We start from the raw sequence: 25,705 nt of genomic DNA, 5'->3' as shown, positions 1-25,705 counted from the left end.
CGCCGCACAGCCACGCACGGTCGCGGTTAGCGCGACGTGGTCAACCGGCTTTGAGGCGGATCTTCCAGCGCACGAAGGCGAGGTAGCACACGCTGATGACGGCCAGCATCGCCATGTCGAACCACCACGCGCCGGCGCTGTGCTGCCAGTGCGAATCGTGCGGCGTCTGCTTGACCTTGTCCTGCAGACTGAGCAGATCGACGGTGGAGGCCGACGACGCGAAGCCCCATCTCGCCGGTGTGGCCCAAGACATTTGGTCCAGGCCGATACGCGCCGTCACGGGAATCATGCCGCCGGAGAACACCAGCTGCGACATGACCGCCACCACGAGCAGCGGCATGATCTGTTCGTTGGACCGGGCGAGGGACGACAACAACAACCCCAGCATCGCCGAGGCGACGGTGGTGGCAGCGATGTCAACGAACAGCTCGAATTCGGGTTGGCCCAGCGCGACCGCCCCCCGGGTCGGCCCGCCCTTACCGAGGATCGCGATGACGGTCACGATCGCCGACTGGACGATGGCGAACACGGTGTAGACGCAGACCTTTGCCAGCAGGTACGCGCTGGTGGACAGGCCGACCGCCTGTTCGCGCAAGAAGATGGCGCGTTCGCCGATGAGATCTCGGATGGTCAGTGCGGTCCCCATGAAGACCGCACCGACGTTAAGCAACACCAGGATCTGCGCCGGCTCGGTGGGCGCGTCGCCCAACGGGTCGGGCATGCCGAACCCGACGTTGCCGGGCACCGACATCGACAACGACCCCATGATGAACGGCAGCAGCGCCAGGAAGATGAAATAGCCCCGGTCGGAAACGATCAGCCGGACCTGACGCCTGGCGATGGTGGAGAACTGCCGTAACAGGCTGGTATGCGTCGGCTCGCCGAGCTCGGCGGGTTCTTCCACCGGTGGTGGTGGCGGCTGGGGCCCCGTGCGCGCCAGGTACCGGGCCTTCGCCGCGTCCGGGTCGTCGGCCACCGAGCTGAAGATGTCGGCCCAGTTCGTCGTTCCCATCGCGGGGCCGATCTGGCTTGGCGGCCCGCAAAAGGCGGTCTTGCCCCCGGGCGCCAGCAGCAGCACCTGATCGCACACGTCCAAATAGGTCAGCGAGTGGGTGACCACAAGAACCACGCGCCCGGCGTCGGCCAGCTGTCGCAGCATGGTCATAACCTGCCGGTCCAGCGCGGGGTCGAGACCGGATGTCGGCTCGTCGAGGATGAGCAGCGACGGACCGGTCAGCAGCTCGAGCGCCACCGACGCACGCTTGCGTTGACCGCCGGAGAGCTTGTCGACCCGCTTCTCCAGGTGCTGGGTCATCTCGAGCTCTTCGAGTACCCGGGCAACGACTTCTTCACGGTCGGTCTTGGTGGTGTCCGGCGGCAACCGCAGTTCCGCCGCGTACATCAGCGCCTGTTTCACGGTCAGCTGACCGTGCACCACGTCGTCCTGCGGCACCATGCCGATCCTGCTGCGCAGCGAGGCGTATTCGGCGTGGATGTTGTGCCCCTCGAATACCACCGTGCCGGCGCTCGGCTGGGTGTACCCGGCCACCAGCCGGGCGAAGGTCGACTTGCCCGCACCCGAGGGACCGATGACCGCCGTCAGCATCCCCGGCCGCGCGATCAGGGAGATGTCGTCGAGCAGCTTCCGGTTGTCGATCGTCCACGCCACCCCGCGCACGTCGAGCCCGCCCGTGCCCGTCGCCGCCGCGGTCTCCTGACGCCGTACCAACGTGCCACCAGAGAAGACGAGGTCGACGTTGCCGATCGTGACGACGTCGCCGTCGCGCAGCAACGCGTGCTCGACGCGGGTGCCGTTGACGAAGGTGCCGTTGATGCTGCGGTTGTCGACGATCTCGGTGCCGTTGGGAGTGGGCACCAGGCTGGCGTGGTGGCGGCCGGCCAGCACGTCGGGAATGACGATGTCGTTGTCGTTGGCGCGGCCGACCTTGATGGCCCCGGGTGTCTCGGAGCCCGGCGCGCGGCCCGGCCGCAGGATCTTCATCATCGACGTCGCGAGATCGCCGCCTTGGCGTCCGCCCGCCGCTGCCTCGGCTGGCGGCCTGCGGTAAATCTGTGGGGCTTGCGGCGGAAGCCCGACGGGCTGCGAGGGGCTTTGCGGGTATCCCGCCTGCGGTCCGCTCGGCGGGTGGGCCGCCTGCGGCCCGCTGGGCGGATGGGCAGCCTGCGGCCCGCTGGGCGGGTGGGCGGCCTGCGGGCCGCTGGGCGGGAAGGCAGGCGGCATCCGCGTCGTCGGCATCGCCTGCTGGGGCTGTCCGGGCCGATCCACGTGCGGCGGCGCGGGGTGCGCACCCGTCGCGGTGGCCAACGGTATCGACGAGGTCAGCGGCGGACGTCCCGCCGAGCCCTGGTGGCGACCGACCTCAAACGTCAACGCGGGACCGTCAGGGTTGCCGATGTTGATCCGTTGGCCGTCCTGGATGTCGACGTAGGGCACGCGCCGGTTGTTGACGTACATCCCGTTCAGGCTGCCGTTGTCGATCGCCACCCATCGGCCCTGGTCGAATCGCACGATCAGGTGCGCGCGAGAGATGAGCGGATGCCCGACGCGAACGTCGGCACGTAGGTCACGCCCGATCACGACGTCGTTGCCTGCGGCGAACGTGCGCTGCGATGCGTCATACCGCACCGTCAGCACAGGTGGGGCGGATGTGCTCACGGGCACCAACTGTATCGGGAATGCGGCCGCCTGCCGAGCAAGTCGACGACACGGTTTAGCGCCGCCGCCGGGCGAGCGGGACTTCGTGGTTGTTTCTAGGGGTCCGGACTGTAAAGGATCTGTCAACCTCCCGTAAAAACCCTTCGGCAACCTCGCGCACGGGCAACGGACTGCGTAGCGTTGAATGAGCCGGTCGCACCGCCGCCGTTCCGGACAGCCCACTCGCACAGGGACAAGCCATGCACACCGTTGAGACGCTGCTTCGCCAGGAATTGCGCAACTACGCCGTGGAGGTGCGGCAGCTTGCCTACACGCTGCCCGACGGGGTGGGCGAGCACAACCTGCTCCAACTGTCGGATCGGATGCGCGCTGCCGCCGACTTGGTGGACCGCAAGGGCGCGTGACGCGACCGGCCTAGCTTCGCCAATCTTCTTATCCCCCTACATATTTCGCCAGCGCGCGTCAGGGTTGCGCTGAAGTCGTTCGGGCGATTGGCGTTTCGCGACGCTTGTTTTTGATCGGGGCGCAGCGGGTAGACGGCTGTCCATGCAGAACAGCGACGAGGCGTTACCCGATGACGTGCCGGTCGCCGACGCCGTTGAGCAACAGCGCCCGGTCGCCGATTTGGCGTCCGACGACGACTACCCGTCATCTCGGCAGCCCGACGGTGATGTGCCGCTGGAAGCAGCCGCCCCCGATTGGCACGAACAGCAGGAACCGATTCCGATCGACCCGGAATTCGAAGAACCTGACCCCTAGGCTTGCTAGCGATTAACCCGCTGTGGCCAGCTTCTCTGTCCCACTGCGATCCAGACCGTCACCACCGGTGACCTGCTTGACGAAATCGCCGATGTACCGGATGGCGCGTCTGGCCTCCGGCAAGATGTCGGCCGCCAACGTGAAGTCGTGAATTTGTCCGTCCCACAGGTGCAGATCGCAGCGGACTCCGGCGGCGTCCAAACGCTCCGCCATCAATTCGGCGTCCGGAAGCAACAACTCGTCGGAGCTCACATGAATAGTGACCGGCGGCAACGCGGACAGATCGGCGTCAACCGGTGAGACCACACGAGCCGAGGAATCACCGTCACTCGTCGAAAGATGAGCCTCACTGAGATAGCGCGCGAACACCGACAGCGCCCCACGAGTGAACATGGAGCACTTGCGGGCATTGCGGTGCTTCAGTTTCCGGGTCGGATCCGCCTCGGTGAAGGGCGAGACCGTCGCGATTCCGGCCGGCCGCAACACACGGTCGCGGATGGCGACGAGCGCGGTCATGAACGCGAGGTAACCGCCCGCCGAGTCACCGGCTATCACGATGCGGTCCCCGTCGTAGCCGTGCCGTTGCAGCCAGCGCAATCCGCTTACCCCGTCTTCGATCGCGTGGGCTATCTGGTGGGACGGCAGTTTGCGGTATCCCACCGTCAGAACGGCGGCATCAGCGGCCCGCGATAGGCGCGTCACGAGCGCACGGTGGGTGTTGAGTCCGCAGGTAAGGAATGCTCCGCCGTGAAGGTAGAGGATCGCCCGGTCCGACGAGGCGCCCGCCGCGCGAACCCATTCGGCAGAACAGTTTTCCAGCCGTACCGGTTCGATGTGGGCCGACGAGCCAAACCGTGGCATGAGGCCGGCAAGACCGTCGACGCGTTCCCATGGCCACGGCAGATTCGGCCGCACCGTCCAGGCGCGCACCGCATTCTTGACGATCAACCGAGTGGCCCATGAAACGGCGACGGATTGCGGGCTGTGCCGATGGTGAATTCGGCGCTGCATCGCCTTGCGGGGAAAGGTCCGACGACGATCGTGTTGTAATACCATTGGCTTCCAACTTTCTGAAGTAAACGCGGATACCCGGCCGCCAAGGGTCAAAAACCGCGCGTTAGCTCGGCATTACAGTTGCGAATCTCACTGTCTTTAGGCGCGAAAAAGGGGTATTCCCGTCGTTAAATCTGCGCCAAGGCTCAAAATCTGCGCCAAGGCTCATTAGGGGGCTCATTAGCCGGCTGGGCGGAGGCCCGTGGGCGATTCCGAGCGTCAGCTGATGATTACTGGGATCCCATTGAGCACACCGTTGCCCGACGGTTCGTCGACGAATTCCGGCGGGGAGAGCGCATTGGTGTTGGCCCCGGGTGAACGGTTGGCCACCGACATGCGGGTGCCCGGTTTGTTGTGACCCCAGCCGTGCGGCATCGAGACCACGCCCGGCTTGATCGCGTCGGTAATCTCGATGGGCACCCTGATCTCGCCGGCCGCCGATTTCACCGTGACGACATCGTCCTCACCGACACCGCAGCGCGCCGCGTCGTCGGGGTGGATCAGCAGCGTGCACCGGTCCCTGCCCTTCATCAGCGCGGGGACGTTGTGCAGCCAGGTGTTGTTCGAGCGCAGGTGCCGGCGGCTGACCAGGACGAGTGGCTCCGCCGGCCGCTCCAGGCGCGCGGCCAGCCGGGGCAGGTCGTCGAGCAGGTATTGCGGGGCGAGCCGGATCTTCTTGTCAGGCGTGGCGAGCAGGTCGGGCAACTGCGGCACCATCGGCCCGAAGTCGATTCCGTTCGGATTGGCCTTGAGCATGTCCAGGGTGAGCCCACCCGGATTCTTGCCGTACTGGTCCCCGAACGGCCCCGTCCGCAAGGTGAGGTCCAGCATCCGCTCGGGCCCGCCCGCATCGTAGAGCTCGCGGATTTCCGCGCCGTCGACGCCCGCGGTGAAGGCCAGGTAGTCGAAGAAGCCGTCGTCGATCGCCGCGACATCGACGTCTTCGGCCGGGGTGCCGGTGCACAGGCCGGTGAGCCGGATCAGGATCTCCCACTCGTGCGGGCGGTCGCCGGGGTCGAACACCGGCGCCGAGTAGTTCGCGATGCTGCGGATCGCGAATAGCAGGATGAGGTCGTCGTGGTGCGGCTGTTCGAGCGGCGACAGTCCGGGCAGGATGACGTCGGCGTGCCGCGTCGTTTCGTTGAGCCAAAGGTCAACGGAGATCATCGCTTCCAGCATCGGCAGCACCTCGTCGAGCTTGTCGCCACCGGGCGTGGACAGCACCGGGTTGCCCGCGACCGTGATCAGCGCCTTGAGCTGCCCGTCGCCGGGCGTGGCGATCTCCTCGGCCATGCACGACACCGGCGCCTGACCAAGCACCTCTTTGGCTCCGCGCACCCGGGTGTGCCAGCGACCGAATTCGGCGACGCCGCCCTCCAGACCGGGCAGCGGCTGTGTGGTGATCGACCACGCCGCCGGCCGCGGGAACATCGCTCCGCCGGGGGTGTCGAAGTGGCCGGTCAAAATGTTGATCACGTCCACCAGCCAGCTGGCCAGGCTGCCAAACTCCTGATTGCACAACCCAATTCGCCCGTATACCACCGATCTCTGCGTCCCGGCGAGTTCTCGGGCCAGCCCTCGGATGCGTTCGGCGTCGATGCCGGTGACGGCGCTGACCCGCTCCGGCGGCCAGTCGGCGGCGACCCGGCGCATGGTGTCGACCCCGTCGACGTGCGGACCCGCATTGACCAGGTCCTCGGCGAACAGGGTGTGCGCGACGGCGAGCAGCAGCGCCGCGTCGGTGCCCGGCACGATCGGCAGCCACTCGTCGGCACGCGCGGCGGTCTGGGTACGCACCGGGTCGATGACGATCACCTTGCCGCGCTTGCGGATCGCGTCGATCAGGCCCATCACGTTGGGCGCGGCCAGCAGCGAACCCTGCGACGCGGCGGGGTTGGCGCCCATGATGACCAGCAGGTCGGTGCGCTCGATATCGGGCACCGGGAAGTTCCACCACAGGCCGTACATCAGGTGCGACGAAAGGTTTTTCGGCCACTGGTCGACGGTGCCGGGCGAATAGGTGACCGGCATTCCGGACATGCCCATCAGCACGCCCGCGTAGCGGGCCAGCGAAAACGAGTGCGCCAGTGGATTACCGGTGTAAGCGGTGACCGCGCCGATCCCGTACTTTTCGATCACCGGCGTCAGCAACTCGGTGCAGCGGCGAAACGCCGCGTCCCAGCTGACTTCCTGCCAGCGCCCGTCGACCTTGATGAGCGGGGTGCGGATGCGATCCGGGTCGTCGTGTATCGCGCCCAGCGAGACGCCCTTCGGGCATAGGTGGCCGCGACTCCACACGTCGTCGCGGTTGCCACGGATGCCGGCGACGCGGCCGTCCTCGACGTGAATCTCCAAACCGCACATGGCCTCACACAGCGGGCACGTTCGCAGATGTTTGCCGTCTTCGACCGTCGTCATCCGCTCACCATATTCCGCTACCGCGCGTATCGGAAGTAGGCATAATGCGACCAGGACACCGACGAAACGGGAACGGGAGGTTGCGTTGATCGAACCCCTGTTGGTCGACCGGGTTGCGGTAGTGACGGGCGGAGGTGGCGGCATCGGCGCGGCGACGGCACGGCTGTTCGCCGAGCACGGAGCGCACGTGGTCATCGCCGAGATCGACGAACAGCTGGCGCGGCGTACCGCCGAGGAGATCACCGGGTCGGGCGGTTCGGCCTTCGCGGTCGTCACCGATGTCCGCGACGGCAACCAGGTGGCGCAGTTGGCGCGATCGGTGCTGGATCGATACGGCAGGGTGGATGTGCTGGTCAACAACGTCGGCCACTGGGTGCGCCATCCGGGCGGCTTTGCCAGTACCGACCCCGAGCTCTGGGACGAGCTCTACCGGGTGAACCTGCACCACGTCTTCCTCGTCACCCGCGCGTTCCTGCCGGCGATGCTCGACCGCCGCGCCGGGGCGATCGTCAACGTCTCGTCCGTCGAGGGACTGCGGGGCTACCCCGAGGATCCGGTCTACGCCGCGTTCAAAGCGGCCGTCATCCACTTCACCCGCAGCCTGGCCGTCCAGGTCGGCCATGACGGGGTGCGGGTCAACGCCATCGGTCCCGATGTCACCGAATCGCTGCAGGTGCCCTACTCGCAGTGGTTGACCGCCGACGAGCAGGCGCAGTGGCCGCAGTGGGTTCCGGTCGGACGGATGGGACTGCCCGAAGACCAGGCCAGCGTCATCCTGTTCTTGGCCTCAGACCTGTCGGCATTCGTCACCGGTCACACGATCCCGACCGACGGCGGCACGGGCGCCGCGGGTGGATGGTTCCGCTCGTCGCGCCGATCCGACCGGGAATGGACCAATCGACCTGCCGCGCCCTGACCGGCTACGGGTGTTTGCGCGGTATGGGTTGCAACGAACCCGCCCTTGCAAGGTCGAGATAGCGCCGAAAGGTGGGGCACTCGAAGTGGTTGGCGGCGCGGCAAGCTGCTGCGTGTTTGAGACCGTCGCTGATCGCTGCGAGCTTGCGGACAGTGTCATCGATCTCGGCTGCTCGGGCAATCAGCGCCGACCGATCAATTCGGATCTTTCCGCCCGGTGAGAGCATAGTTGCGATCTCGTCGAGTGAGAACCCAGCGGCCCGTGCGAGGCTGATGAATGCCAGTTGATCAAGGACCTTCGGTTCGAAGACTCGGCGTTGGCCACGTCGCCCAACCGGAGTAATCAATCGCTTCTCTTCGTAGAACCGCAACGCTGAAGGTGCCATGTCGCAGCGGCGCGCGACTTCTGAAATGTCGATAAGATCCACCCTTTTCCCCTTGCGTTCAAGTCGACTTGAACTGCGATAGTCCTCCTTAACTTAGATGGTGACCAAGGGAGAGGATCATGATGCCCAGCACTGCCAATACGCAACAGCTGCAGGCGTGGAACGGTCCCAACGGCGCAGCATGGGTTGCGTTGCAGGACACTCTCGATGCGATGTTCAAACCTTTCGAGGATCTTCTTGCTGATAGTGTTCGCGTTACACCTGGTGAGCGGCAGCGGGTTCTCGATGTCGGCTGTGGTACCGGCGCCACGACGTTGGCTATTGCGGAGCGTTTGAGCGAGCACGGCAGCTGCACTGGGATCGACATCTCCCAGCCAATGGTCGCTACCGCCCAAAACCGCGCCCGCGTGCGGCAATTGCCGGTCGGATTCATCGTCGCCGACGCCCAGACGCATTCATTTGATGACGCGCGCTTCGACCACGTCGTGTCTCGTTTCGGCGTGATGTTTTTCGACGATCCGGTGTCAGCTTTTGGCAACCTGCGATGCGCCACCCGTAGCGGAGGCCGGCTTGCTTTCTACTGCTGGCGTCATCCGGACGACAACCCCTTCATGAACACTGCCGAGCGCGTGGCCGGGACATTATTACCAGCTCTTGAACCGCGAGCGGTCGGGAGACCCGGACCCGCTGCGTTCGCCGACCGACAGCGCATCCGGAGGATCCTCGACGCTGCCGGCTGGAGCGCGATCGGCGTCAAAGCCGCCGACGTCACATGCACGCTGCCTATCGTTGATCTCTTGCCCTACCTGACCCAGATTGGGCCGATCGCGAAGGCGTTGCCGAGCGTCGATGCCGAGACCCGCACCAAGGTAATCAGCGCGCTGCGGGAGGCGTACCAACCATTCATCGTAGGAGACTCCGTCGAGTACACAGCCGCCTGCTGGTTGGTCGAAGCCACCGCGGCTTAGCAGTAAGCGTTTTAACACCTGGCCGGGCGGGCAATCGGCCACTCGTGGATAGCGACAATGACGATAGTGACGACATGTTGGAGCAGAGCGAGAGCCTGGACTCCGACGAGGTGCGCAACGACGACGGCGATGAGGTGGTCGATCCGCCCGAGCGGTGGATCGACGCCGGCGAGAGCGAGTCGCTCGACGAAAAATTGGCGGCGGAAACCCCGGACAGGGCGGACGACGACGGACCGTCGCGCGATGCGCACGACTCCGATGCCGGCGGTGCGCTCGACGTGGTCAGCGACGAACAACTGGACCGCATCGACGTCGCCGCGCACGGCCGCGCAAGCGGTCAGATCGACGGCGCCCCCGAGGACGGCGACTCGTTCTATAACGTCGAGAAGTAACGAGCACCAAGCGGATTCACGACTGTGGCAGGCGCCCCGCCGTGCGAGACGCCTGCCACAGACGATTGGATCAGCCGGCCATGAACTCGTGGTAAGCCGACTCCAGCTCAGGCGACAGCGCCGTCACATTGCACTGGCGCTCGGTGTCCCCGATCGGAGCCAGGATCCCGCGCAGGTCGTTGTACTCCTGCGGGTGCGCGGTGAAGTAGCTGCGCAAGCTGGCCGCCGCGGCCGGACGCGGTTGTCCGTACGCCGCCGTGACTACCTGGTTGGCGCCCGGGTGAGCGCCCAGGTATTGCTGCGCCGCGCCGGTGACCGATGAGACGGTCGCGTTCACCCCGCCCGGACTGCAATCGGGTGCTGCGGCCGCCATCGGAGCGCCGACACCGAGTGCCAGCCCGCCGAGCAGCAGGCCGGCACCAACCCCGGCCATTCGCCGGCGCGCGGATGTATTGCTGAATTTCATAGTTATTTCCTTCGAATGCGCGAACACGTTCGGTGAGGCGCCCGAACCCCCGAAATCCAAAGTAGCTGAGCCGAAACCGTGCGCTACCGACGTTCGCTGTCGACGAACGCCGCTAATCGTGGGCAGCGTGATCCGGGCCACGCAAACGGGCGCAGTTTGCTAAGCGGGTAAGCAAGACGGTGCGCCAAACCTAAGAAATCTCAGAGACATTGGCCGATTCTTAGGCATTCGTGATCTCAATTCGTGACGAAACCGTTATCGGCTCAGCGGCCGCGGGCACGGCGGTTGTGCCTTTTGATCGCGTCGACGAGTTCGGGTTTCGTCATCGAGGATCGACCACGAACATCGAGCCGGCGCGCGATCTCGAGCAGGTGCTTCTTGCTGGCGTTGGCGTCGACACCTTCGGCCGTCGGCAACGGGTTGCGCAAGCCCCCGCGCTCGGCGTGCTCATCGGAAGGGCCTTGCTCCTCTTTCGCTTCCCAGTGGTCGCCGACCTTCTCGAAGCTGTGCTTGACCGCGGCATAGGCGACGCGATGCGCCCGCTCCTCGCTGCCGTATTGTTCGGCGGCTGAATCGTGAGCCTTGGCGAAGGTCCGTTGCGCCTTGCCGCTGGAGCGGCGCAACGTGCTGGGCAATTCGTCTTGCTTTGCCGTACCACGCTTCGTTGTCTTCGGCATCAAAACCTCCTCACGTTGTCTCAGCCTTGGGCTGATCGTTGCGCTATCGCATAGGCCAGCTGAAGGAAGTCGGCTCCGGCCAGGGCGGTGAAGCTGCCCGCGATCAGGCGGGTGAATCTGGGCGCGAAGATCAATCCGATGGCGAACCCGGTGGCCACCCACATGTCCAGGCAGAAGGGGCACGTCAGCAGCTCACCCAGGGTGTGCCGCAACTGCCCCGATTGCCGGGATTCTTCTTGCACCTCGGCCGGCCCGCCGGTCCCCGCGTAATAGGAGAATGGCGCCCGCAACGGGCTGGTCACCGCGTCTTTGGTCAGGGTCCGCGAAAGCTTGTGGGTACCCATGCTGACCGTGATCAGGTCCTGTAAACGCCACCGCTCCGGCAACTTGCGCCCGGTAACCGCAGCCGCCACCGTCGTGACGGCAACCAGCGCGGTGTAGAGGATCAGAACCGCCACATACCCGCCCAGTGGCCGGGGGTTGTCGCCGCGGTACGTGTCGGCCTCCTGCCCGGCCCGGTCAGCCATCTCTTCAGCCACCCCGGTGCCGGCTTCACTCACTTCTTTCACTGCCCCACTCCTTCATCGCGTTCCCGGCGGGTACCCGGTTCGGCGGAGGGCAACCGGGGGCGCAGCGTGTAGCCCGGCGATGCCCGGGTATCCACAGCGAAGCTGTACGAGCGCAAGGGATGGTGCGGCGATCGTGGATGAGTGCAGAGGCCGCCGAGTGCGACCGCTTACCGCGGCCCTATCAACGACCCTCGTGCTTGCGGCCTGTGCACAGCCGGGAACCACACTGGAAAGTCAACCCGCAGTGGCCGTTACGCGGATTCAGACGACCCTGCATGATCCGGTGTGGTCGTACACCAGACACACGGTCATCGCACCCACCGACGACGACCGACTCGCCGAGATCAGCGATCTCGGTGCGCCAGAGGCCCACACCCGGCTCTCGGCGCCCATGGCCGTGGGCCGCAACATCCAGATCAGCGGAAGCGACAACAGCCGCGTCTTTGTGCCCGAGCCGGCCCGCAACCGCGTCGCTGTCGTCGACCTGGCCAGCCTGCAGCAGGTCGAAGACTTCGATGCGGGTCCCGCCCCGGCCGTTCTCGCCGAAGACCGCGGCATGCGCATCCTGCTGGCCCTGTCCGCGGATGGATCGTCGGTGACACCGGTGGACGTCGAGGGCTTCCGCAAGCTGGCGACCGCAAGGTTCGGCCAACCCGCCACCGCCATCGACGGCGCGAACCGTGGCCGCGATATCGAATACCACCTCTACGGGCCATCGGGCATCCGCTTCTACAAAGGGCCGTCGTCGCCCCCGGAGAAGCGTGGCGATCTCGACCTGGACGTCGCGACGGCGGCAGGTGACGGAACCAAGGTGACGCGGAGCTACGTCGCCGATCAAGGCCGCACAGTGCTCTACGCGGTGGACTCCCGGCGCGGTGGGGAAGGCTTGCAGGTTGTGGGTCGCGCGCAGGTGCCGTCGCCGATTCGCTACCTGGGCACCGACGACACCCGGATCTACGCCGCGACGGACGCGGGCGTGGTGGTGTTCGACTCGGCAACGGTGACCGGCTACCCGCACGGCAAAATCACGACGCTTCGCACCATCGACTATCGGACGTCGATGCCCCCCGGGCCGGCCAAAACCGCGCCCCTGTCGGGCATGGCCGTTGCGCAGCACCGGGTGTATTTGACCCTGAAGGGGCAGCCGTTCGTGATCAGTGTGGGCAAGCCGCGCCTATAACACGTCAGTTTCGAGGCACCGAGGAGAACCGATGAGCACGCAGCCGGAGCACCAGACGGCGATTGGAGTCGACGACGACGTGGCCCTGATCAAACGACAGATAACGGCGCTGCGCGAGCTGGGCGGGCGAGGATCGGTGAGCGAGGACGAGATCTACGACTTCAGCATCCGATGGGGCACCGTGCTGGCCGGCCGGGTACGACGGCTAGCGCACTACAGTGCACTGGGTCTGCTGGCCGAGGCCGATGCCGCGAAGTTTCAGGCGCTGCGTGACGAATTGGACGAGCTGACCGGCCTCATCGAACGGTTCAGGCTTACCCGCCCTCGCCTCGCGGGCGACGCTAGTGCGCCGCATCGGCGTCTGCGGCGCGTGTGAGAAAGTCCTTGTCCCGCAACACGATTCCCGTTCGCGGCACGGCGCATTCGGGATTACGACACGTGAGGGCCACCATGTACGCGTCTGGATCCTCGTCGAGGAACAAAAACCCTAGGTAGAGAGCGTCTCCGACGTCGAAGTCCGTCGCTCGGCAGCTTCCGCAGTAGCCGCCCTTGGCGGCGATCTGCCGCAAAACCCGCTCCCGCGAAGCTGGGTCGAGGCGAATCAACTCGGGCCGCACCATGATTTCGTCACCCATGGCGTCAGATCTCCACGTCCTTGTCGTAGTAGACGTTGTCCTCGCGCCAGCCGCCCTTGCCCTTGCCGATGCCGGAGTAGTCGTCGACAAACTCGATCTGGCTGATCCATTTGGCCATCTTGAAACCCACCTGGGTTTCCACACGCAACCGCAAGGGTGCGCCGTGCTTGATCGGTAGCGGTTTGCCATTCATCTGGTAGGCGAGCAGGGTCTGCGGCTTGTATGCCAGTTCGAGATCGATGACCTCGTAGAACTGTCCCCCGCCGTGCGAGCTGGGTTCGTCGGTGCTGTTGTCCTGCATGGTGAGGAAGCAGATATAGCGGGCCTGCGGCAAGGGTCGCACCAGCTGGACAAGTTGGGCCAGCGGGATTCCGCTCCATTCGCCGATGCTGGTCCAGCCCTGAACGCAGTTGTGCAGCACCCGTTGCGTCTGTTGCTCCGCCAGGCCACGCAGCGCCGCCAAGTCCAGCGTCACGGGCCGTTCCACCAGCCCGCCGACCGGCAGTCGCCAATCCACGAAGTTGTGCACCGCCATGACCTTGTAGGCGGTGGCGGTCGGCGGCTTGCCGTTGACCCGATGGTCTTGCGTCAGTTTGCTCTTCGGATAGTTCTGCCGGGAATTCAAGGGCCGCAACAGGATCAGTCGCGCGTGGGTGACCACCGCGCCCAGTATCCGCTGGACCGACATGGGCCGTCGCAGGCTCCACAGGGTCGCCGCGACGTGGACGGCGATGATCGCGCCGATGATCACCAGTGACAGCGCCGTCGCCCAGTGGGTGTTGCGTGCCGAGCCGAAGATCATGGTTGCGGTGGGCCGCCCCCAGCCCCAGAAGAACACCATCGACAGGTGGACCACGATGAACAACAGAAACGCGAGCAAACCGATGAAATGCAGGGAGCGGGCCCATTGCCGGCCACCCCACATCCGCACATACCACGGGAACCGCGCCTCGATCGCCGGGGATTGCGCGGCCCCGGTCAGGATCTGGAACGGCGCCAAAACGAAGACCACCCCGGCGTACGCCAGCTTCTGCATGGCATCCAGCGGTTCGCCGGGCAGCAGCGGCGGCAGGCTGAACGTCATGTACGTGACGATGTCGTTCCAGGCGTCGGAAAAGATCGCCCACGAGTAGGGCCAGTACCGGTGCCATTGACCGGTGGCGAAGAGCAGGATGTAGTACGACAGCCCCACCAAAATCCAGCCGATCACCCCGAAAAAGTGCCAGTGCCGGCCCATCCCGAGCTGCGCCCGCCCGGGTAACGAGATCAACGGGTGGTAGTCCTCCTCTTCGTCGAGGGTGTCGTAGAGCCTGTCGGTCGGCATCACCTTGCGGGTGAACCGTGCCCATTCGGTGCCCGGTTTGCTGTCCTCGTTCCAGTACAACTTCGGGTGGGTAGACAGGATCTCGATTCCGCTGCGGATGACCAGCGTCACGAACAACACGTTCAGCCAGTGGTCGATTCGCAACCACGCCGGGAAGTCGAGGGGCGTCATGTCGAGGCCCTCTCGGCTGTCCGTTCGGCTCCCATCAGTCGCGCCAATCCTGCCGCTGCGGATAAGCCACATTGATGCCCACGAGCACCGACCCGTACAGGGCGATGAATCCACCGGCGCAGGCGAACGCCAGCGTCCCGGGAGCGAAATCCCACCTGCCGGTCAGCGCCGCCACTGCGGGCAGGCTGACGGCCCTGGTTGCCAGGTAGACGCCGACGTAGAGGACGCAGACGAGACCACCCAGACGCCAACCATGTTGCGGCAAAACATGTTTGACTGCCGGCCCGATCGCGACCACGGCGCAGACACACCCGGTGATCAGAGCCGCGCAGTAGACGGTGAAATACGGAGGCACCGGTGTCGTGGTGACGAGGACGTAGGCATGCACCGCGGCCAGAGCCAGCAGGAGCACGCTACCCAACGCGGTCACAAACCGCGGCACATTGAAGGCGACATAGCCGTTGAACGTCAGAATGCGGTACATCCGGCTACGGCGCCACGCCCGCTGAATCACAGCGCCCACAGCTGTCCGCGTACCCTGCCTGACGTGCGTTAACCACCCGCGCCGATACTTACAGGCAACCTTCAGGAACCCTGGCCGGTAACGCCTTTCGGGCCGGGTCCGGCGAGGCGATGCGCCGTCTCGAGCATCAGCGCGTGCACGAAGGCCTGCGGAAGGTTCCCGCGCAATTGGCGCTGTCCCACGTCATACTCCTCGGTGAAAAGGCCGGGCGGGCCGCAGGCCGTCCGGCCGCGTTCGAACCAGCGAACCGCGGCCAGATCGTTGCCCTGCTGATGATCCGCCAGCGCCGCAAGGAATCCACACAACAGGAAGGCCCCCTCGTCCGTACCGAGTGGTTGCCCGTGCGGACGGAACCGATAGACGAATCCTTGCTCGGACAGCTCCGTGCGTACCGCCTCCAGCGTGGCGACTGTGCGCGGATCGTCGGCCGGGATCGCGCCACGAACCGACGGCAGCAGCAGTGCCGCGTCGATTCCTGGATCGTCCGGAGCACGTTGCCATCTGCCGCTCGGATGCAGGCAATCCGAGCCAGTGGCGGTCACGAGTTGGTCGGCCAGATGGTCCCACCCCGCACCCTGCCGTGGCGGTGCCACCGCCGCTACCCGCCGCAGCCCGGCGGCACACGTCAGCCGGGAATGCGCCCAATGCCGATCGTCCAATTCCCAAATGCCGGCATCGGGCTCACGCCATCGCTGTTCGATCGTCCGCACCAGAGTCTCGACGGCTCGCCAGTGCGTGCCGTCCAGGCGGTCGCGCTCGGCCGCGGCTGCCAACAAGAGCAGCGCCTCGCCGTGACTGTCGAGCTGGAATTGGTCTGCTACCCAGTTGCCGGTCTTGGCATGGCCGCCGGGGTAACCCGGCAAATCGAGGTCTTGTTCACGCGGCGGCGGACCGCCGTCGACCGAATAGGCCGGCCGAAGCTTGGAACCGTCCGCCAGCACGCGTTCGCTGACGAAGCGCACGGCGTCGTCGAGCAGTGGGTAGTCGCCGACGGCGAATGCCTGGCCCGCGTAACACTGGTCTCGAATCCAGCAGTACCGGTAGTCGTAGTTTCGGCCCTGCTCGGCCCGTTCCGGCAAGGATGTCGTCGCCGCGGCCACCATCCCACCGCGGCTGCTCGTCAAGCCGCGCAGCACCGCGTAGGCGAGCTGAGCGTCGACGTCGGCCAGCGTGTTCGTGATCGCCGGAACCTCTTGCGCCCAAGCGTGTTCGGTGGCGTTCCAGGCGTCCTCCGCGCGGGGCGGCTGCTCCTGCAGCTCATGCTCGGAAATCTCGAGAACGAGGTCGTGGTCACGTCCTGGAGCGACATCCACCACCGCCTGCAGCGAGCCGTCGTCACACACCTGGGCGTCGGCGGCTCCCGCCCACCGGAATCGGTACGGGCCCGACCTCCCGGTCCACACCGGCTCGCCCCGGCACTCAGCGCAAGACAGGTCGGACATCGGGTGGCCGCCGAAATCGGCGCGGACGTCCACCGCGATGCGCATCCGCGACCGCCCGTCGACGGGGTGAATGCGGCGGAGCAGCACCGCGGTGTGCTCATCGGCTGGGAGGGCCAGCGCCTCGCGGCATTCGACTATTCCGTCGGTCGCGACCCACCGCGAACGCCAGATCAACGACCGTGGTTCGTACCGTCCGCCCCACACGAACCGAGGCAGATCCGGCGCTACGGCATACACGCCGGCGCCGCCGAGGAGCGTGCCGAACACCGCTGCGCCGTGCCAGCGTGGCATGCACATCCAGCAGTAGTCGCCGCGGGGGCCGACGACCACACCGCGCTCCCCGTCGGCGAGTACGGCATATTGCCTCAGGACGTGCGGAGGGAAGCGCTGAGCCAGCGGACGCTGCTCATCCATCGCCTCGCCTCCGTTGCGCGCAGGGCGCTTGGTCTCATCCGAAGCGGTCGGTGATCAATTCAAACGATCGAGCTTGACAAGCCCCTCGATGGCATTGTCGAACTCCCCGCTGTCGACCGCGTCCAGGGTGCCCAGCACGACCGCCAGCGCGCTGCGCAGGCGCCGCACCTCGCCGTAGGCCTGCAGGTGGGAGTCGATGAGTTCACGCCCCGAGATCGGCGGAGGGCCGACTCGCTGCCAGTGTTTCAGTGTTCTTTCATCGATCACCTGTTGGTCCCCCGTTTGCTATGAGCCAGCGGATAACGCCAACCCCCGAGCTGATACCCGCTAACCATGCGACCGGTCATACCCGCTGAAAGCGCTGCTAAAACCGGCTTTCAGTTAATCGATCTCGGCACGCGATGATGGACTGGCATCGATTGGCGTCGTCTTCGGGCGGGTATGCGGTCCGTCATCGCGGATGCGACCGGGATCACCTGACGGGAGGCGGATGTGCGATTGCGGCGCAGTCAGTTAAGCGAGCCGGGAATCACGCGCAAGCGCCGCGGCAAGGGTTTCTGTTACTACGGGCCGGCTGGGGAACGGCTGACCGACGACACCACTCTGGCGCGGATCGAAGGTCTCGTGATTCCACCGGCCTGGCAGAAGGTGTGGATCTCGCCGCAGCCCAACGGCCATATTCAGGCCGTCGGCACCGACGCGGCCGGGCGCCGGCAATACCTCTACCACCCGGCCTGGCAGCAGGAACGCGCCGAGGAGAAGTTTGACCGGGTCCTGCGATTGTCCACTCGGTTGCCGGCGTGGCGGTCCAGCATCGCCCGCGACCTTGCCGGCCGGGGCCTGACGCAGGAACGGGTGCTTGCCTTGGCACTGCGCCTGTTGGATCGCGGCTACTTTCGCGCCGGCGGCGAGGAGTACGCCGACGAGAACGAGTCCTACGGGATCGCCACCCTGCTGTGTGAACACGTGACGGTGCGCCGTGACGCGGTCGAATTCGACTACCCCGCCAAGAGCGGGGTCCGGCGCACCGTTGAAGTCGAGGATCCTGAGGTCCTCCGGGCGGTTCGGTCGCTGCTGCGCCGCACCGGCAGAACCGAGCGTCTTCTGGTGTGCCGCAAAGGTTCTGACTGGGTCAACATTCAGGCCGATGACCTCAACGCTCGATTCAAACAGCTCGTCGGTGACGACTACACCGTCAAGGATCTGCGAACCTGGCACGGGACGGTGCTGGCCGCCGCGGCGTTCGCCGACGCAGATCCCGCGGTCTCCCAGCGGGTCGCCAAGCGCGTTGCGGCCGCGGTGATGCGGGAGGTCGCCGACGAGTTGGGCAACACCCCAGCGGTCGCGCGCGGCTCGTACGTGGACCCGCGGGTTGTCACCGGTTACGAGCAGGGCATGACCATTGCCACCGCCGCACGGCGCGCCGAGCGCGCCCGCCGACCCGAGGCCGCCCAGGAAATCCTGGAGAAGGCCACTCGCACACTGATCCGACGAGTGGCGAAGGGCGACAGCGTATCTGGGCGTACCGACCTGGCCAAGACCGCGTGACCGCGGCAGATGCCGGATATGGACGCGCCGGCCTCGGCTCGGCCGCCAGCGCGAGCAGACGCAAACAGCCCCGACACGCCGAGCGTGAAGGGGCTTTTGCGTCTGCTCGCGCCGGTGGCGCACCATGAGCGGATGACCGAACAGGGCCCCACGCGCGTGGCGGTCTACCTCGATTTCGACAACATCGTGATCTCGAGGTACGACCAGGTGCACGGGCGCAACTCGTTTCACCGCGACAAGGCGAAAGGCCTCGACGACGAGCGACTCAAGATGGCGACCGTCGACGTCGGCGCAGTCATCGACTTCGCTTCGTCCTTCGGCACTCTCGTCCTCACCCGCGCCTACGCGGACTGGTCCGCCGACGTCAACGCCGCCTACCACGGCCAGCTGGTCGGCCGCGCCGTCGACCTGGTGCAACTCTTTCCGGCGTCGGGTTACAGCAAGAACGGCGCCGACATCCGGCTGGCGGTCGATGCGGTCGAGGACATGTTCCGGTTGCCCGACCTGACCCACGTGGTCATCGTGGGGGGCGACTCGGATTACATCGCGCTCGCCCAGCGCTGCAAGCGCCTCGGCCGCTATGTGGTGGGCATCGGGGTCGCCGGCGCCAGCAGCCGGTCACTGGCCGCCGCCTGCGACGAATTCGTCACCTATGACGCGCTGCCCGGGATACCCAGCAGCGCCCCGGCTCCCAAGGCCGACAAACGCAGCCGGCGCACGAAAGCATCCGAGCCGGACGACGAGCCGCCGGCCACCGATCCGCAGGCCGCCGCCACCGGGCTGCTCGAGCGTGCTCTGCGCATCGGGCTGGAAAAAGAAGATGCCGACTGGCTGCACAACTCCGCGGTCAAGGCCCAGATGAAGCGCATGGACCCGTCGTTCAGCGAAAAGTCGTTGGGGTTCAAGTCCTTCAGCGACTTCCTGCGTTCGCGCAGCGATCTCGTCGACCTTGACGAGAGCAGCACGACGCGCATGGTCCGCCTGCATATTGACGCCGGCTCATAGCCACGATGGCCATGCAGATCTGGGAATTGGTTGCCCGAGAACAGATCCGGGACACGCTTGCGCGATACAACTGGTCGGGTGACGCCGGGCGGATTGACGGCCTGACCGAAACATTCTGCGCCGAAGGCGTCCTGGAGATCCGCGGCATGGCGCCCCTGCGCGGGCGATCCGAAATCGCCGCCTTCCTCGGCAACGTGACAAGCAACGTCGTCGCCGATGCTGACGTCAAGCGGATCGTCCGACACAACGTCGCCAACGTGCTGTTCACCGAGTTGACGCCTGAGCAGGCGCACGTCTCGTCGTACTTCACCGTGGTGACCCACATCGGGTTGGATCATTTCGGCCGCTACCGCGATGTCTTGGTGCCTGACGGCGAAACCTGGTTGATCAAGCACCGCAAGGTGTCCACCGACTGGGCAGCGCCTAATTCGGCGATGGCTCGTCAGCCACCGGCTCATGGTGGGCATTGATGAGGCGGCTCAACTCCCGGCGCGACCGGATTCCGAGCTTGGCGAACGCGCTACGCAGGTGCGAGTTGACGGTGTGCGGTGACAGGTAAAGTCGTTGTGCCACTTCCCTATTCGTCGAACCGGCAGCCACCAGGTGGACGACCTTGAGCTCACTGTCGGTGAGGCTGTCGATTCCGGTCTGCGGGCGGGGCTTGCCGACCACGCGTCGTGAAATGCCATGCGCCCGAAGGGCTTGGCCGATCCGCTGAGCATCGGCGGTCGCACCACAGCGCAGGTAGGTCTCGAACGCGACGTTGAGCTGGTCGAGGCCCTCGGGGGTGCGGTTGGCGCGCGCGAGTTCCGTGCCGGCGTCCTCGGCGGCGGCGGCGTGCAGCAGCGGTCGCGACAGCTCGCTCAGGGATTTGGCCGCGGCGATCAGTGCGTCGGGATCGCGTTCCAAGATGGCCCGCGCGTGCTGGGCCACCGCGTTGAACAACGGCGCCCCCGGCTCTTCGCGGGTGAGCACCTTCACGGCATGCAGCACCTGTGCACGCAATCCCGCGTCACCGGCGGCGGCCGCGACCCGCGCGGCCAACACGATGTGATCGAGGTCGACCGCCCAGAGCGGAGTCTGCATGAGCGTGAAGTCGTCGGTGAGCCAGCGCTGCGCTTCGGCGATGTCGCCGCGCTGCCATGCCAGATGCGCCAAAGCCGCCATCGCCTCGCGTCGGTGCCCGGGTCCGCCCGCCGAATGCGCGTCCCGCGCGTTAATGGCGACCTCGCGCAGCAGGGCGCGGTCGTTGGTGTGGGCGCCCGCCCGGGCGAGCACCATCAGGCCGATCCGTCCCCCGATGCGTGTCCAGGTCATCCGTTCCGGCTCGGGCAGCGACTCGACGCTGGCCCGCGCGGTCTCCAGCCGGCCGGCGGCCAGATGGATCAGCGCGTGTATCTGGGTGAGGAGCTGAACCGCCATCTGGTTACGTTGCGTGCGGGCCTGGCGCAGGCTCACCGCGAGGCTGGTGGCGGCGTCATCGAGCTGACCGAGCGTGAGGAGCACAATGGCGCGATTGATCGCCGCCAGGTGCCGCACCGGACCGGGTTCGACGCTGCGGGTGAGGACGGCGAGACGTTCGAGTGCCTGCTCGGCGCGCCCGGCGTACCCGTCGGCGCAATCCACGATGGCCGCCGAAGCCTCGGCGAGCACTTTGGTCAGCACGTCATCGGTCAACGCCGCCGCGTCCAGGGCGTCATCGACGGCGCGGCGGATGTCACCGGTCTGGCCGTCCATCGCCAGGTTGTAGGCCAGCCAGCCGAGATGCCGTGTCCGGGTGAGGTCGTTGATGCTGGCCAACTCCAGCGCTCGCCGGTTTTCCTCGGCGCGTTGACCGGCCGGGCGCGGCGACAACATGGACAAGCCCAGCCGAACGTCGGCCTCTTCTTGCGCCGAGATGCCGGCGGAAAGCGTTGCCGAAGCCAGTTGTTGCGCCTCGCCGTAACGCATGGCCTGGTTGAGCAGCACCACGGTTTCGGCGACCAACGGCCCGCGCGCGCGATGCTGCCAGGGCAGCAATTGCAGGGCCCGTTTGCTGATGTCGGCCGCGGTCGACGGATCGGAGGCGGCGAGGGATTGCGCGGCTTGTCGCAGCGCCCGGATGGCCGCCTTGTCGCCGACTTCGGCGCTGCGCGCGAGTTGGGTCGCCACCTCGACCGGCGCCGCTCCGCCGGCGAGGAGAACGGCGACGACGTCCCGCTCCATGGCTTTCCGCAGCGACTGTGGCATCGACTGTCGCGTCGCTTGCCGCAGCAGGTCATGGCGGAACCGCAGCCCGTCCTCGTCTTCGGTGAGCAGGTCAGCCCGCACCGCCTCCTCTACCGCCGAGAGCAACCCGATCGGGCGGCGTTCGAGCATCTCGGCCAGCAGCCCCGCCGAGAAGCTGTCGGGCAGAACGGAAGCCACCTGCACGACACGGCGCGCATCGGCCGAGAGGCGGTCCAGCCGCTCTTGCATGGTGGCGGTGAGCCGCTGCGGCAGCTCGCGCCCACTGACACTGGCGCGCCCGCCCGCCACGCTGATTCGGCCCTCTTCCTGCAGCCCGAGGATCAGCTCCATCACCAGGAACGGGTTGCCGTGGGCCTTGTCGGCGAGGCTGAGTAGCGACGCGTCCGCTTCGGCGCGCACGACGTCGGCCACGATGTCGGCGACCGCGGTCGGCTCGACGGCGCCCAACCGCAGCACCCGGGCGCCGTCGTGGTGCAGCAAGTTGACGGTCGTGCCGACCGCTGGTCCCCCGGCGCCGGTGCGGGTGGCCAGCACCCACAACACCGGGGCGCCGGCAAGGCCCGTCGTCAACGACCGCACGGCCATCAGCGTCGCGTGGTCGGCCCAGTGGATGTCGTCGAGCACGATTTGGATCGGTGTCTTCGCCGCCGCCGCGCCGATCGCGGCCTGCAAGTCGTTGACCACCAGGTAGCGCAAGTCGGCCGAGTGCACGCGGCGCAGCGTCGAGGCCTGACCGATCGGCGGATCGGCACGCAGCGTCGCCATGAACAACGGGGCAAACGGAACGGTTTGCTGATACTCGAAGGCCTGTCCCGACAACGACCGCACACCCTTGTCGGCACGCGCGATGAACTCCTGCAACAGCCGCGTTTTGCCGATGCCCGGTGGACCCTCGACGATCACGACGCGTGTGTCCAGGCTTGTTGCTGAGCCGCCGCGGCGCTTGGCGAGGGAGCTACCGAACTCGCGAACCGCTCTGAGTTCTTCATCGCGACCGCGAATCGGCGGCGTCACGAGCGACCTTCCAGACGAATTAATACGAACGACGCTGTTGAGTATCGGAGCCGGGAATGCCCCTTCGAGTCCGCCATTGGCCAGCCGTCACAACTGGCGTGCGTGTAACTTCGACCTATGCGGATGGGGGCCCCGATACGACAATGCCAGCCGTCGGGCTGATCGGTCGGCACGCCGAAACGCGTGCGTTGGGCGAGTTCGTCGATGATGTCCGGTCGGCTCGGAGCCGGGCTTTGGTGCTGCGCGGCGAGTGCGGGTTGGGCAAAACGGAGCTGCTGAATTGGCTGGCGCGGCAAGCCGAGCAAACCGGCGACTGCCAGGTGCTGCGTGCCGCCGGGGTCGAGGCGGAGATGGAGCTGGCCTTCGCCGGCCTGCATCAGCTACTCGCGCCCGTCCTGTCCCGGCTCGACGAGCTCCCGCCGCCCCAGCGTGACGCGCTGCAAATGGCCTTCGGCTTCCGCGAGGGCGCGGCCCCCGATCGATTCTTCATCGCCCTGGCCGTGTTGAGCCTGTTGGCCGACACGGCAAGGCAGCAGCCCCTGATCTGCCTCATCGATGACGAACAGTGGCTCGATCGGGCTTCGGCGCAGGCGCTGGCCTTTGTGGCGCGCCGCCTTGGTGACGAGTCGGTGGGCCTGATCTTCGCTACCCAGCTGGTCACCGCGGAGCTGTCCGGACTGCCCGAACTGCGCCTGGGCGGACTCAGTACCGACGATGCCCGCACGCTGTTGGATCGGGCTCTGACCGCGCCGCTTGATCCGGTGATCCGCGAGCAGATCGTGACCGAAAGCCGCGGCAACCCGCTGGCGCTGTTGGAGTTGCCGCGCGGGATAACGCCAGCCCAGCTGGCGGGCGGTTTTGCCTTGCCTGCCATGCCTCCAACGGGCTTGACGGGCCGACTGGAGCAGAGCTTCATGCGACGCCTCGAAGCCCTGCCGCCAGCGACCAGGGACGTCCTGCGGCTGGCGGCCGCCGATCCGGTCGGTGAGCCGGCGGTGCGGTGGGACGCCGCGGCGCGCCTGGGGCTCGATCCTGGAGCCGCGACCCCGGCGATCGAGGCCGGGCTGATCGACTTCGGCACCCGGGTGCAGTTTCGTCACCCGCTGATCCGTTCCGTCGTCTACCGCTCGACGCCGGTGGCCGACAGGCGCAAGATACATCGGGCGTTGGCCGAAGCAACCGACCCGCGATCCGATCCCGACCGCAGGGCCTGGCATCTGGCGCAGGCGGCGACCGGGCCCGACGAGACCGTCGCCGCGGACCTCGAGGGCTCGGCGGAGCGGGCCTTGGCGCGCGGCGGTGTGGCCGCCGGCGCGGCGTTCTTGGAGCTCGCGGCGATGCTGACGCCGGGGGCGGAGCACCGCGCGGCGCGCCTGTTGGCCGCCGCGCGGGCCAAGCGCGACGCCGGCGCCCTCGACGCTGCCCTGGGGCTCTTGGTGGGGGCCGAAGCCGGATCCCAAGACGCGTTGCAGGCGGCCCACGTGGAATACCTGCGCGGCGAGATTGCCTTCGACCAATTGCGCGTGCGCGAAGCGGCCCAACTGCTGCAGAGCGCGGCCGGGCGCTTCGAATCGTTGTGCGCCGAGTCATCCCGCGAGGCGCGGTTGCGCGCATTGGACGCCGCGATGTGGCTGGCCGGCCCCGACGGTCCGGACACGAACAGCATCCTGGCAACGGCCGCCGCAGCCGCCGCCGGCCCGGCCAGCCCGCAACCGCCGCGGGCCGTCGACGTGCTGCTGGACGCGTTTGTCGCCCGGTTCACCGTGGGCTACGCGGCTGCGGCGCCGTTGTTCAACCGCGCGATCGAGATGCTGCTCACTGCGAATGTCGTTGCCGGCCAGCCCGATAGCTGGCTGCCCATCACCCGCTCCAAGATGGGCGCCACCCTGGCCGCCGAGGTATGGGACGCCCGGTCCTGGTATGCACTGGCGTTGCGCGAGACACAATTCGACCGGACCACCGGCGCCCCCATCCACCTGCAGTTCGCGCTGCACTACCTGGCGTGGACGCTGATGCTGCGCGGCGAATTCGACAAGGCGGCCGCGGTGGTCGACGAGGATTGCGCGGTCGCGGCCGCGACGGGCAACCCGCCGTTGAGGTTTGGCAAGCTGCTGCTGGCCGCGTGGCGCGGTCGGCGCGAGCAGGCCTGCGAATTGATCGAGGAGACACTCGCGGCCGCCGAGGCCGGGGGCAAGTGCAAGGTCGCCGACTTCGCCTCGTACGGACGCGCGGTACTCACCAACGGATTCGGCCGCCACGCAGACGCGCTGGCCGCCATCAAACCGGTGTTCGACCACGACCACGTCGGCATGGGCGCCCTGGTGATCCCGGAGCTGGCCGAGGCCGCGTCACGCACCGGCAACGTCGAAGTGCTTGTCGCGGCCCGTGATTGGATGGCGGCGCGCGTGCAGACGACTCCGACCCCATGGGCACTCGGCATCGACTCCCGCATTCGCGCGCTGTTGAGCGACGACGATGCGGCGGAGGGCCTCTACCGCGAATCCCTCGATCACCTCGGTCGCACTCAGGTGGGCCTGGAGAGTGCCCGCGGGCATCTGATCTACGGCGAATGGTTGCGCCGCCAGAATCGGCGCATCGATGCGCGCGCCGAGCTGAGGGTGGCCGAGGAGCTGTTCGCGGCCATGGGCGCCGAGGCATTTGCCGACCGCGCTCGCCGCGAGCTGATGGCCACCGGCGAATCGGCCCGTAAGCGTTCCGTCGACACCGGCGACGACCTCACCCCACAGGAGCTGCAGGTGGCGCGGCTCGCTCAGGAAGGCTTGTCCAACAACGCAATCGGCGAACAGCTATTCATCAGCCCGCGCACCGTTCAGTACCACCTGCGCAAGGTTTTCGCCAAGCTGGGCATCCGCTCGCGAGGCGAACTTGCGCACGTGCTTCCCGGCGGTGCGTCTCGGCTCGAACCCAGCGCCTAGTTGC

At 66.8% G+C, this 25,705-nt stretch carries 24 protein-coding genes; 11 read left to right on the top strand and 13 right to left on the bottom strand.

Features of this window, described 5'->3' with window-relative positions; genetic code table 11:
* Window positions 1-40 precede the first annotated feature (40 nt).
* On the bottom strand, window positions 41-2,686 hold the full coding sequence (locus tag G6N66_RS12650) for an FHA domain-containing protein (RefSeq protein ID WP_276012822.1): 2,646 nt from the start codon (window positions 2,684-2,686) through the stop codon (window positions 41-43).
* 230 nt (window positions 2,687-2,916) lie between these two features.
* On the opposite strand from G6N66_RS12650, the gene G6N66_RS28825 reads away from it, so the two are divergent.
* Both G6N66_RS28825 and G6N66_RS12645 read left to right on the top strand, forming a co-directional pair.
* The gene (locus G6N66_RS28825; RefSeq protein WP_169721550.1) at window positions 2,917-3,081 is read left to right on the top strand and encodes a hypothetical protein; all 165 of its coding nucleotides are present in this window, start codon (window positions 2,917-2,919) and stop codon (window positions 3,079-3,081) included.
* 142 nt (window positions 3,082-3,223) lie between these two features.
* Window positions 3,224-3,436: a hypothetical protein gene (locus tag G6N66_RS12645; protein ID WP_085236402.1), complete on the top strand. Its 213-nt coding sequence runs from the start codon at window positions 3,224-3,226 to the stop codon at window positions 3,434-3,436.
* A 12-nt stretch (window positions 3,437-3,448) separates the two neighbouring features.
* Here the strand turns inward: G6N66_RS12645 and G6N66_RS12640 are convergent, their stop codons facing one another.
* Together G6N66_RS12640 and G6N66_RS12635 are read right to left on the bottom strand one after the other, a co-directional pair.
* Window positions 3,449-4,492, bottom strand: coding sequence for an alpha/beta hydrolase (locus G6N66_RS12640; protein WP_372515670.1), 1,044 nt, complete (start codon window positions 4,490-4,492; stop codon window positions 3,449-3,451).
* 216 nt (window positions 4,493-4,708) lie between these two features.
* The gene (locus tag G6N66_RS12635; RefSeq protein WP_085236398.1) at window positions 4,709-6,907 is read right to left on the bottom strand and encodes a molybdopterin-dependent oxidoreductase; all 2,199 of its coding nucleotides are present in this window, start codon (window positions 6,905-6,907) and stop codon (window positions 4,709-4,711) included.
* 85 nt (window positions 6,908-6,992) lie between these two features.
* Here G6N66_RS12635 and G6N66_RS12630 point away from each other — a divergent pair, with 85 nt between their 5' ends.
* Window positions 6,993-7,823: an SDR family NAD(P)-dependent oxidoreductase gene (locus G6N66_RS12630; protein WP_232079288.1), complete on the top strand. Its 831-nt coding sequence runs from the start codon at window positions 6,993-6,995 to the stop codon at window positions 7,821-7,823.
* 4 nt (window positions 7,824-7,827) lie between these two features.
* Here G6N66_RS12630 and G6N66_RS12625 read toward each other — a convergent pair whose 3' ends face one another.
* A complete protein-coding gene (locus G6N66_RS12625; RefSeq protein WP_139825536.1) occupies window positions 7,828-8,250 on the bottom strand; it encodes a helix-turn-helix domain-containing protein in 423 nt (140 codons plus the stop codon).
* A gap of 77 nt (window positions 8,251-8,327) precedes the next feature.
* Between G6N66_RS12625 and G6N66_RS12620 the strand changes: the two genes are divergently transcribed.
* Both G6N66_RS12620 and G6N66_RS12615 read left to right on the top strand, forming a co-directional pair.
* The gene (locus tag G6N66_RS12620) at window positions 8,328-9,176 is read left to right on the top strand and encodes a class I SAM-dependent methyltransferase (RefSeq protein ID WP_232079287.1); all 849 of its coding nucleotides are present in this window, start codon (window positions 8,328-8,330) and stop codon (window positions 9,174-9,176) included.
* A 74-nt stretch (window positions 9,177-9,250) separates the two neighbouring features.
* Complete coding sequence (locus G6N66_RS12615; RefSeq protein WP_139825535.1) at window positions 9,251-9,568, top strand: hypothetical protein; 318 nt, start codon at window positions 9,251-9,253, stop codon at window positions 9,566-9,568.
* A 70-nt stretch (window positions 9,569-9,638) separates the two neighbouring features.
* Here G6N66_RS12615 and G6N66_RS12610 read toward each other — a convergent pair whose 3' ends face one another.
* The 3 genes from G6N66_RS12610 to G6N66_RS12600 form a co-directional block, all read right to left on the bottom strand.
* On the bottom strand, window positions 9,639-10,034 hold the full coding sequence (locus tag G6N66_RS12610; RefSeq protein WP_085236388.1) for a heme-binding protein: 396 nt from the start codon (window positions 10,032-10,034) through the stop codon (window positions 9,639-9,641).
* Between the two features lie 263 nt (window positions 10,035-10,297).
* Window positions 10,298-10,711, bottom strand: a complete 414-nt coding sequence (locus G6N66_RS12605) for a ChaB family protein (protein WP_085236386.1) — start codon at window positions 10,709-10,711, stop codon at window positions 10,298-10,300.
* Between the two features lie 20 nt (window positions 10,712-10,731).
* Entirely contained in the window at window positions 10,732-11,238 is a 507-nt protein-coding gene (locus tag G6N66_RS12600; protein WP_139825545.1) for a DUF1360 domain-containing protein, read from the bottom strand.
* 286 nt (window positions 11,239-11,524) lie between these two features.
* Here G6N66_RS12600 and G6N66_RS12595 point away from each other — a divergent pair, with 286 nt between their 5' ends.
* Window positions 11,525-12,460 (top strand): YncE family protein, encoded by a 936-nt coding sequence (locus tag G6N66_RS12595; protein ID WP_372515671.1) that lies wholly within the window; start codon window positions 11,525-11,527, stop codon window positions 12,458-12,460.
* A 31-nt stretch (window positions 12,461-12,491) separates the two neighbouring features.
* Window positions 12,492-12,836, top strand: coding sequence for a hypothetical protein (locus G6N66_RS12590; RefSeq protein ID WP_085236383.1), 345 nt, complete (start codon window positions 12,492-12,494; stop codon window positions 12,834-12,836).
* On the opposite strand, the gene G6N66_RS12585 is transcribed toward G6N66_RS12590, so the two are convergent.
* The 5 genes from G6N66_RS12585 to G6N66_RS12565 all read right to left on the bottom strand — a co-directional run bounded on the left by G6N66_RS12585 (window position 12,802) and on the right by G6N66_RS12565 (window position 17,236).
* Window positions 12,802-13,095, bottom strand: a complete 294-nt coding sequence (locus G6N66_RS12585) for a hypothetical protein (protein ID WP_085236381.1) — start codon at window positions 13,093-13,095, stop codon at window positions 12,802-12,804. The two genes, G6N66_RS12590 and G6N66_RS12585, sit on opposite strands and share 35 nt — an antisense overlap.
* 4 nt (window positions 13,096-13,099) lie before the next feature.
* Window positions 13,100-14,590 (bottom strand): molybdopterin-dependent oxidoreductase, encoded by a 1,491-nt coding sequence (locus tag G6N66_RS12580; protein ID WP_085236379.1) that lies wholly within the window; start codon window positions 14,588-14,590, stop codon window positions 13,100-13,102.
* A gap of 34 nt (window positions 14,591-14,624) precedes the next feature.
* Window positions 14,625-15,113, bottom strand: a complete 489-nt coding sequence (locus G6N66_RS12575; protein ID WP_232079285.1) for an oxidoreductase — start codon at window positions 15,111-15,113, stop codon at window positions 14,625-14,627.
* A 62-nt stretch (window positions 15,114-15,175) separates the two neighbouring features.
* Complete coding sequence (locus G6N66_RS12570; protein ID WP_085236375.1) at window positions 15,176-16,969, bottom strand: glycoside hydrolase family 15 protein; 1,794 nt, start codon at window positions 16,967-16,969, stop codon at window positions 15,176-15,178.
* A gap of 54 nt (window positions 16,970-17,023) precedes the next feature.
* Entirely contained in the window at window positions 17,024-17,236 is a 213-nt protein-coding gene (locus G6N66_RS12565; protein WP_085236374.1) for a hypothetical protein, read from the bottom strand.
* 225 nt (window positions 17,237-17,461) lie between these two features.
* Here G6N66_RS12565 and G6N66_RS12560 point away from each other — a divergent pair, with 225 nt between their 5' ends.
* The 3 genes from G6N66_RS12560 (at window position 17,462) to G6N66_RS12550 (ending at window position 19,992) form a co-directional block, all read left to right on the top strand.
* The gene (locus G6N66_RS12560) at window positions 17,462-18,517 is read left to right on the top strand and encodes a DNA topoisomerase IB (protein ID WP_085236372.1); all 1,056 of its coding nucleotides are present in this window, start codon (window positions 17,462-17,464) and stop codon (window positions 18,515-18,517) included.
* A 132-nt stretch (window positions 18,518-18,649) separates the two neighbouring features.
* Entirely contained in the window at window positions 18,650-19,522 is an 873-nt protein-coding gene (locus tag G6N66_RS12555; protein ID WP_085236370.1) for an NYN domain-containing protein, read from the top strand.
* Window positions 19,523-19,533: 11 nt separating this feature from the next.
* Window positions 19,534-19,992, top strand: a complete 459-nt coding sequence (locus G6N66_RS12550; protein WP_085236555.1) for a nuclear transport factor 2 family protein — start codon at window positions 19,534-19,536, stop codon at window positions 19,990-19,992.
* Here G6N66_RS12550 and G6N66_RS12545 read toward each other — a convergent pair.
* Window positions 19,946-22,765, bottom strand: a complete 2,820-nt coding sequence (locus G6N66_RS12545) for a helix-turn-helix transcriptional regulator (RefSeq protein ID WP_232079284.1) — start codon at window positions 22,763-22,765, stop codon at window positions 19,946-19,948. The genes G6N66_RS12550 and G6N66_RS12545 overlap by 47 nt on opposite strands.
* A gap of 143 nt (window positions 22,766-22,908) precedes the next feature.
* Here G6N66_RS12545 and G6N66_RS12540 point away from each other — a divergent pair, with 143 nt between their 5' ends.
* Window positions 22,909-25,701 carry an ATP-binding protein gene (locus G6N66_RS12540; RefSeq protein WP_085236366.1) on the top strand — a complete coding sequence of 931 codons (2,793 nt, stop codon included), beginning with the start codon at window positions 22,909-22,911 and terminating at the stop codon, window positions 25,699-25,701.
* The last annotated feature ends 4 nt before the right edge of the window (window positions 25,702-25,705 follow it).

It is taken from the genome of Mycobacterium conspicuum, assembly GCF_010730195.1.
Classification (GTDB): domain Bacteria; phylum Actinomycetota; class Actinomycetes; order Mycobacteriales; family Mycobacteriaceae; genus Mycobacterium; species Mycobacterium conspicuum.
The sequence above is the reverse complement of the archived record's forward strand: the minus strand, read 5'-3'. Positions and strand labels throughout refer to the sequence as shown.